Below are 7,064 nucleotides of genomic sequence, written 5' to 3'. Positions count from 1 at the left end.
CCCCCTGCCCAGCCCGTCCAGTATGGCGACCTATCTGCTGACTTTGCACGGTGCCGGGCGCGCGCCGGGGCCGAGCCGTGACATGGCGCGCAGGATGTGTTTGGGCGGGAGTTGCCAGCGCAGCCGGGCGGGAATCGAGCGCAACAGGATACCGGTGAGCCGCAGGCGCCGGGTGACGACTGCCGGTGCCGGGGCCGGTCTGCCGTACAACTCATGGGCGTACGGCGGCAGAGAGGCGTACGCCAGGTTCGCCACGCGCCGCCACAGTGCTTCACGTGCCAGTACGAGCAACGGGTGCGTGGGCGGTCTGCGCAGGAAGTCGTCCACCTCTCGGGTCTCGGTTCCGGCGGCGAGCTCGGGCCGCACCTTCTCGAAGTAGGCCGCCAACTCCTCCTGATCGCCCGGAACTTCGGCGGGATCCAGTCCCACCAGACGGGCGGCGGCCCGGTGTTCGCCGACGTACCGGTCGGCGGCGGCCTCGGTGAGGGGAAAGCCGGAACGGCGCAGCACGTGCAGATAGGAGTCGATCTCGGCGCAGTGCACCCACAGCAGCAGTTCGGGCTCGTCGACGCGGTACCGCTCCCCCGTGTCCGGGTCGACCCCCGTGAGCATGCTGTGGATCTTCCGGACTCGGGCGGCCGCCTTCTCGGCGGCCTCCGTGGTGCCGTACGTCGCCGTACCGACGAAGTTGGCCGTCCGCATCAGCCGGCCCCAGGCGTCCTTGCGGAAGTCCGAGTTCTGCATGACCCCGCGCACGACCCGTGGGTGCAGGGCCTGGAGGTAGAGCGCGCGGATGCCGGCGACCCACATCATGGGGTCGCCGTGCGCCTGCCAGGTCACCGAGTCGGGCCCGAAGAGGCCGGGGTCGGCTATCGGGGGATCAGCAGTTCGATGCGCGTCCACGTGGCCAGTGTGACCGGGGTTTCCGGTTGACACCAGAGCGTTACGTTTGCGTGCCTGCCATGTCAGCTCGCCGTCGGCCACGTACGGGGGTAAGGGACGCGCAGGGACTCCGGTACGACCGGGGTGTGGTCGGCGGCGGCGTGCAAGCGGCCGTCACGCAGGGCAAGGGCGCCACTGCGGAGCATCGTGCCGGTCAGCTCCGCGGCGAGTGCCTCGGGGGCGAGTCCCAGGAGCCGCGCCGCATCTACCAGCCAGGCCCTGGCATGCAGATACGGCTCGACCTCGGCGGTCGGGATGCCGCCCCTGATCATCAGCGCGAAGGCGAGGATCCGCCGGGCGCCGTACCAGACCGCCCCCTCCGGATCGTCGACGAGGCGCTGCGCGCGACGCAGCGCGGCGGCGAGTGCGGCGCCCGGGTCGGCGGGGAGCGGGCCGTGCGAGGGCAGCAGCACGCGCGGGCCGAGATCGGCCATGCGCTTCAGCGAGGCGAGCGCGGTGGCCGCCGCCTGGGGCCCGTCGAGGGCGAGGTTCACCCAGCCGACGTCGTAGTCCGACAGCGCGTCCCCGACCACGAGAAGCCGCTCCTCCGGCTGCCACAGAGCCAGGTGTCCCGGCGTGTGCCCCGGGGTGCGGACCACCTCCCAGTCGGCGTCGCCGAGCCGTAGGACCTGCCCGTCGTCAAGCGAGAGGTCGACCGTGTAAGGGGCGACCGGCTGGTCCAGATACTCCGCCGCGCAGCAGCCCGGATCCCGCCGCGCTATCGCCTCCGCCTCCGGCGCCCCGGCGGCGACAGCCGCGCCCCGTGCCTGGAGGAGGGCGTTGCCGCCGACGTGGTCCGAGTGCCAGTGCGTGTTCACCACGAGAGCGATGTCGCCCGCGTGCGCGCGGGCCCAGGCCGCGGTCTCCTCGGCGTGGCCGACGAACCCGCTGTCGACCAGGGTCGGCCGCCGGCCGTGCAGCAACAGCATGTTGGCGTCGGGGAACGGCCGTTGCCACCAGGTCAGCCAGGGCGGCAGCGGCTGCGGGCTCACTGCTCGGGTCCGTTCACGCGTATCAGCGTCTGCTGTCCGTTGGCGACGAGCCCCGGCCGGCCGTGCTGGACGCCGAAGACGTCCAACTGGCACACGGTCAGGGTGCGTCCGGGCTTCAGGACCGCTCCGACTGCCTCGATGTGGTCGCCGACGGCGGGTGCGAGGAGGTTGATCTTGTACTCGACGGTGAGTACCTCGGTGTTCTCGGGGAACAGCGTGTAGGCCGCGTAGCCGCCCGCGCTGTCCGCGATCGCGCTGGTGGCGCCGGCGTGGAAGTAGCCGTGCTGCTGGGTTACTTGGGGCCGGCTCGGCAGCACGATGTGCACGCGGCCCGGCGCGATACGTGTGAGCCGTGCGCCGAGGTGCCGCATCAGCCCCTGACGGCCGAAACTCTCCCGGATGCGTGTCTGTACCTCCGGGCTCGCCTGATCGTGGGATTCCTGCTCTGTCCGGTCTTCCACATGCTCTCCTTCGGCGACATCAGGGCGGTGCGTACGAGGTGAGGGCGGATGCGTCAGCCGGCCAGGCGTTCCACCAGCAGGAATCCGCCGATGACGATCATCATGGCACCGGAGGCCCGGGTGACGGCCCGGGCCGCCGAAGGTCGGGTCCTCAGGACGGTACGGGCCAGCAGGCCGACGGCGAGATAGACGGTCGCGCAGGCCGCCATGTGGAGCGTGCCGAGGAGTCCGGTCTGCGCGGCGACCGGCCAGCCCGTGGCCGGGTCGATGAACTGGGGGAACAGGGAGAAGTACAGCAGCAGTGCCTTCGGGTTGAGGCCGCTGATCCCGGCTCCCTTGAGCATGATCTGCACGTGGGAGGAGCCCATGGCCTCCTCGGAGGCCGTCAAGGTGGCAGGCTGCCGCAGCACGCCCCAGCCGAGCCACACCAGGTAGCCGGCCCCGGCGACGGTCAGTGCCGTGAGCAGGGCCGGCGAGTTCGCCACGATCACCACCAGGCCCGCGACGGCGAGCAACGTGTATCCGGCGTATCCGGCTGTCAGCCCCGCCACCGCCGGAACGACGGACCGGTCCCGCAGTCCCGCCGAGATCGCGTACGCCCAGTCCGCGCCCGTGGAAAAGATCCCTCTCGTGGGCTTCGTTACGAGAGGGAGGCTAGGCCGGATCTGCCCGAAAGTGTTCTCGCATTTACTCCATGATCGCGCCTCTTGAAGGAGAATCTTCTCCATGGACGCCTTGGACCGGAAGATTCTTACCGAGCTACAGCTGGACGGCCGTCTCACGGTCACCGAGCTCGCCGCCCGTGTGAAGCTGAGTGTGTCGCCCTGCCATCGCCGCCTTCGCGACCTCGAACGCGAGGGCGCGATCCGCGGCTACCGCGCCGTCGTCGATCCGGCCGCCGTCGGCCTGAACTTCGAGGCTCTCGTCTTCGCCACCCTGCGCTGGGAGGACTCCGACACCGTCACCGCCTTCGAGGAGGCGGTGGCCACCGTCCCGCATGTACTCCAGGCCCAGCGCCTGTTCGGCGAACCCGACTACCTCCTGCGCGTCGCCACCGCCGACCTCACCGCCTTCCAGCAGCTCTACGACCAGCAGCTGGCCCGGCTCCCGGGCGTCCAGCGCCTGACCTCCACCCTCGTCATGAAGCACGTCGTCGACAACCGCCCGCTGCCGGAACAGCCCGGTGTGACCGGGCCTTCCGGTTGACGCCGCCTGAGCCTGCTGAGGTGACTGAGCCTGCTGACCTGCGGTGATGTCGGCCGGGGTCAGCAGGCTCCGCGCCGGTGTGGCTCACTCGAGCCATCCGGCCGCCTGACGCGTGCGCGGCCGGGGCGCGCCCATACCTTCGATGTCGCGTTCGGCGGCGTTCAGCAACTGCTGGGCCAGGTCCCGCATGGCCCGGCCCGCCGCCAGTTCGTCGCCTATCTCCGGCACGTCCGTGTCCGCCGGATGGCAGTGAGCGCTCCCGCGGCCGGTGAGTGCCGTGCTTCCGGTGTCCAGTGCCACGCGCGCCCTCGTCGTCCCCTCGTCGTCCTCGAAGAGGTGGAGTCGGACCTTCCATTCGACCGTATGCGGCATCGCTGTCCTCCTCACATCGATCTCACATCGATACGTCCTGGATACGGCGCCGGACCCGGTCGGCGAGAGCGCTCAGCTGCTCGGAGACCGTCGCGCGAGGCGCCTGGGGTCCTCGGATCCGACGGGCCGCCGGCGGCAGGCCGTCCAGGTCCGCGGCGAACCTCGTGCGGCACTCGTCGAGCGAGGGCCTGTCGCCGGTGCGCCGTCCACCCCGCATCACCGTCTCCAGCAACGGTCCGGCGTCGTCGGGCGGCGGCTCGTCGGCGAGGCCGATCACATCGGCGTATCCATCGGCGTATCCGGGGCGGCGGAACACCTGTTTGGGGCCGGGGGCCGTCACTTTCGCCGCCGACAGCTTCATCACCGGCCGACCGTCGTACTCGACCATCTTGTACGCGGAGTCCAGGTACGGGGCGTCGGCCGAAACCCCGACCCGCGTGCCGACGGCGTACGTGTCGATGGGCGCGCCGGAGCGGACCAGTTCGTCCACGGCGTACTCGTCGAGGCCGCCGCTGGCGACGATCCGGACGTCCGGCAGACCCGCGCCGTCGAGGACGGCCCGCGCCCGCACCGCCAGGGCCCCGAGGTCACCGCTGTCGAGTCGTACGGCCGAGCCCGGCCCGCGGTCCAGGTCTCGCAGGACGCGCGCCGCCACGCGAACACCCGCCTCGGTGTCATAGGTGTCCACCAGCAAGGTCACCGGGCCGGGATGGCAGCGTGCGAAGGCGAGGAACGCGTCCTCCTCCGTGGCGAAGGCCTCCACGAAGGAGTGGGCCATCGTGCCCACGGCTGGGATGCCCAGGGCGGTCGCCGCGGCCACGTTGCTGGTCCCGGCGAAGCCGACCATCGCACCGGCACGGGCCGCCTGGAACCCGGACTGCGGGCCGTGGGTCCGCCGCAGGGAGAAGTCCACGACCGGGTGTCCGGTGGCCGCGAGGACGCAGCGCGCGGCCTTCGAGGCGAGCGCGGTCTCATGGCTGAGCCGATTGAGCACGTACGTCTCGACCAACTGCGCCTGAGGCAGCGGCGCGGTCACCTCCAACAGCGGCTCTCCGGCCAGCACGATCCGCCCTTCCGGTACGGCCCGCACATCACCGGTGAACTTCAGGCCGAGCAGAGGATGCAGGTCCCGCGGCGGCCGGTGCAGCGCCGAGGCGAAGGCGTCGACGTCCTCGGGGCCGACCCGGAGACCTGACAGATAGGACAGGGCCGACTCCAGCCCCGCGGCGACCAGGAAGCCCCGCTCGGCAGGCAGGTCGCGGACGAAGAGGCTGAAGGTCGCCGGGCCGGTCATGCCCTCGAGCAGATAGGACATGGCCATCGTGACTTCGTACAGATCGGTGGTCGTCGCGTCGGACATGTGCGTCACCGTCCGGTCACAGGGCCGAAGGTCCGTCACGTCCAGCTTCGTACGAGACGGAGGCCGCCGCCATACGGCCCTGTTTCAGTGCGGGAGCGTCAATCGGACCGTCTCGCCGGGCCATACGCGGACGCTCCGGTCGGGCAGGCGTACGTCGATCGGTTCGGCGTCGGACAACGGCACCTGGATCTCCAGCAGCCCGCGTTCCAGGCGCAGCCGTACGCCCCAGTGGCCCTGGTAGCGCAGGGCGAAGCCGTACGAGGAGAGTTCGGGCAGCGGTACGGGGTCGAGCCACAGGGCACCGTCCCTGGTCTCCAGACCGGTCAGGCCGCGCTGGACCAGGTCGAGGGTGCCGGCCATGGCGCCGAGGTGGATCCCCTCGCCGGTGGTGCCGCCCTGTACGTCGGCGATGTCTCCTCGGAGCGCCTCCTGGCAGAACGTCCAGGCCTCGGCGCGCCGTGCCCTCGCCAGCACGCGGCCGTGCACGAGGCCGCTGAGCGTGGAGCCGTGGCTGGTGCGGTGCAGGTAGTGGTCGACGGTGCGGCGCCAGGTCTCCTCGTCCAGTCGCACGCCCAGCCTGCGGAACAGGCCCTGGAGTTCGGCCGGGGAGAAGAGGTAGCCGAGCATCAGGACATCGGCCTGTTTGGATGCCTGGTAGCGGTTGACGGTGTCGCCCTCCGCCTCCAGGATCCGGTCGAGGCGGCGGATGTCGCCGTACCGCTTCCGGTAGCCGTCCCAGTCGAGTTCCTCAAGTTCGCCGTAGCCCTCGAACTGGCTGATGACGCCCTCGTGGAAGGGCACGTGGAGGGTGCGGGAGATGTCCTGCCACTGCTCGATCTCGCCGCCGTCCAGGCCGGTGCGTTCGACGAGTTCGCGGCGGCGGGGCTCCGGCAGGATGTCGAGGAGTTCGAGGGTGCGGGTGAGGACCCAGGCGGCGGTGACATTGGTGTACGCGTTGTCGTCGAGTCCGGGGCGGGCGGCCCAGGGATAGGCGTCGTGGTACTCGTCGGGGCCGACCACGCCGCGGATGCGGTGGCGGCCGAGGGTTTCGTCGTACTCCGCCGAGTCCGCCCAGAAGCGGGCGATCCGCAGCAGCATCTCGGCGCCCTTGGTGTGCAGGAACTCCGTGTCGCCGCCGGCCTCGCAGTACTGCCACACGTTGTACGCGATCGCCGAACCCACATGGTGCTGGAGCCGGGAGTGGTCGGGCAGCCAGCGTCCCGAGCGCGGGTTGAGGTGCAGCCGCTGGGTCTCCTCACGGCCGTCGCTGCCGCTCTGCCAGGGGTACATCGCGCCCCTGCGGCCGGCGTCCCGAGCGGCGGTCCTGGCCTGTTCCAGACGCCGGTGGCGGTAGCGCAGCAGGGCGCGGGAGACCTCGGGGAAGTGCAGGTTGAGATAGGGCAGGACGAACAGTTCGTCCCAGAAGACGTGGCCGCGGTAGGCCTCGCCGTGCAGTCCGCGGGCGGGCACGCCGACGTCGAGGTCGGCGGTGTGCGGCGAGAGGGTCTGCAGGACGTGGAAGAGGTGCAGCCGCAGGATGCGGCCCGCCTCGCCGGGCACGTCGAGTTCGGCGCGGCGCCAGAGCTGGTCCCAGGCGGTGAGATGCGACTCCAGCAGCTCTTCGAAGCCGGGCGCGCGGCCCACCCGGTCGATCGCGGCGTACAGCGGGTCGCTGATCGCCGGGTCGTGTGAGGTGTGCAGGGCGACGGTCTTGTCGATGGTGGCGGTGCG

8 protein-coding genes are annotated in these 7,064 nt (G+C 71.0%); 1 reads left to right on the top strand and 7 read right to left on the bottom strand.

Annotated features, from left to right (window positions below):
• Positions 1-30: 30 nt before the first annotated feature.
• From F3T56_RS45120 to F3T56_RS45105, 4 genes are all read right to left on the bottom strand, one after another.
• Positions 31-903, bottom strand: a complete 873-nt coding sequence (locus F3T56_RS45120) for an oxygenase MpaB family protein (RefSeq protein ID WP_149831258.1) — start codon at positions 901-903, stop codon at positions 31-33.
• Positions 904-965: 62 nt separating this feature from the next.
• Positions 966-1,934 (bottom strand): MBL fold metallo-hydrolase, encoded by a 969-nt coding sequence (locus F3T56_RS45115; RefSeq protein ID WP_149831257.1) that lies wholly within the window; start codon positions 1,932-1,934, stop codon positions 966-968.
• Positions 1,931-2,305 carry a PaaI family thioesterase gene (locus F3T56_RS45110; RefSeq protein ID WP_149831262.1) on the bottom strand — a complete coding sequence of 125 codons (375 nt, stop codon included), beginning with the start codon at positions 2,303-2,305 and terminating at the stop codon, positions 1,931-1,933. Before F3T56_RS45110 ends, F3T56_RS45115 begins: the two co-directional genes overlap by 4 nt.
• 143 nt (positions 2,306-2,448) lie before the next feature.
• On the bottom strand, positions 2,449-3,060 hold the full coding sequence (locus tag F3T56_RS45105) for a LysE family translocator (RefSeq protein WP_246204810.1): 612 nt from the start codon (positions 3,058-3,060) through the stop codon (positions 2,449-2,451).
• A 61-nt stretch (positions 3,061-3,121) separates the two neighbouring features.
• Between F3T56_RS45105 and F3T56_RS45100 the strand changes: the two genes are divergently transcribed.
• Positions 3,122-3,601 carry an Lrp/AsnC family transcriptional regulator gene (locus F3T56_RS45100; RefSeq protein WP_149831255.1) on the top strand — a complete coding sequence of 160 codons (480 nt, stop codon included), beginning with the start codon at positions 3,122-3,124 and terminating at the stop codon, positions 3,599-3,601.
• Positions 3,602-3,685: 84 nt separating this feature from the next.
• Here the strand turns inward: F3T56_RS45100 and F3T56_RS45095 are convergent, their stop codons facing one another.
• From F3T56_RS45095 to F3T56_RS45085, 3 genes are all read right to left on the bottom strand, one after another.
• Positions 3,686-3,973, bottom strand: coding sequence for a DUF1876 domain-containing protein (locus F3T56_RS45095; RefSeq protein WP_149831254.1), 288 nt, complete (start codon positions 3,971-3,973; stop codon positions 3,686-3,688).
• Positions 3,974-3,995: 22 nt separating this feature from the next.
• A complete protein-coding gene (locus F3T56_RS45090) occupies positions 3,996-5,333 on the bottom strand; it encodes a nicotinate phosphoribosyltransferase (RefSeq protein ID WP_149831253.1) in 1,338 nt (445 codons plus the stop codon).
• 84 nt (positions 5,334-5,417) lie between these two features.
• Positions 5,418-7,064: glycoside hydrolase family 65 protein (locus F3T56_RS45085; protein WP_246204808.1), on the bottom strand; the 1,647-nt coding region annotated here is incomplete at its 5' end.

Source organism: Streptomyces tailanensis (assembly GCF_008386495.1).
Lineage (GTDB): Bacteria > Actinomycetota > Actinomycetes > Streptomycetales > Streptomycetaceae > Streptomyces > Streptomyces tailanensis.
Note: the sequence above shows the minus strand (reverse complement) of the source record. Positions and strands in the feature narration are given on the sequence as shown.

Coding starts and splice junctions, on each gene's coding strand:
- F3T56_RS45090 (WP_149831253.1), bottom strand. CDS start 5,333: ATGTCCGACGCGACGACCACCGATCTGTACGAAGTCACGATGGCCATG.
- F3T56_RS45110 (WP_149831262.1), bottom strand. CDS start 2,305: ATGCGGCACCTCGGCGCACGGCTCACACGTATCGCGCCGGGCCGCGTG.
- F3T56_RS45100 (WP_149831255.1), top strand. CDS start 3,122: ATGGACGCCTTGGACCGGAAGATTCTTACCGAGCTACAGCTGGACGGC.
- F3T56_RS45095 (WP_149831254.1), bottom strand. CDS start 3,973: ATGCCGCATACGGTCGAATGGAAGGTCCGACTCCACCTCTTCGAGGAC.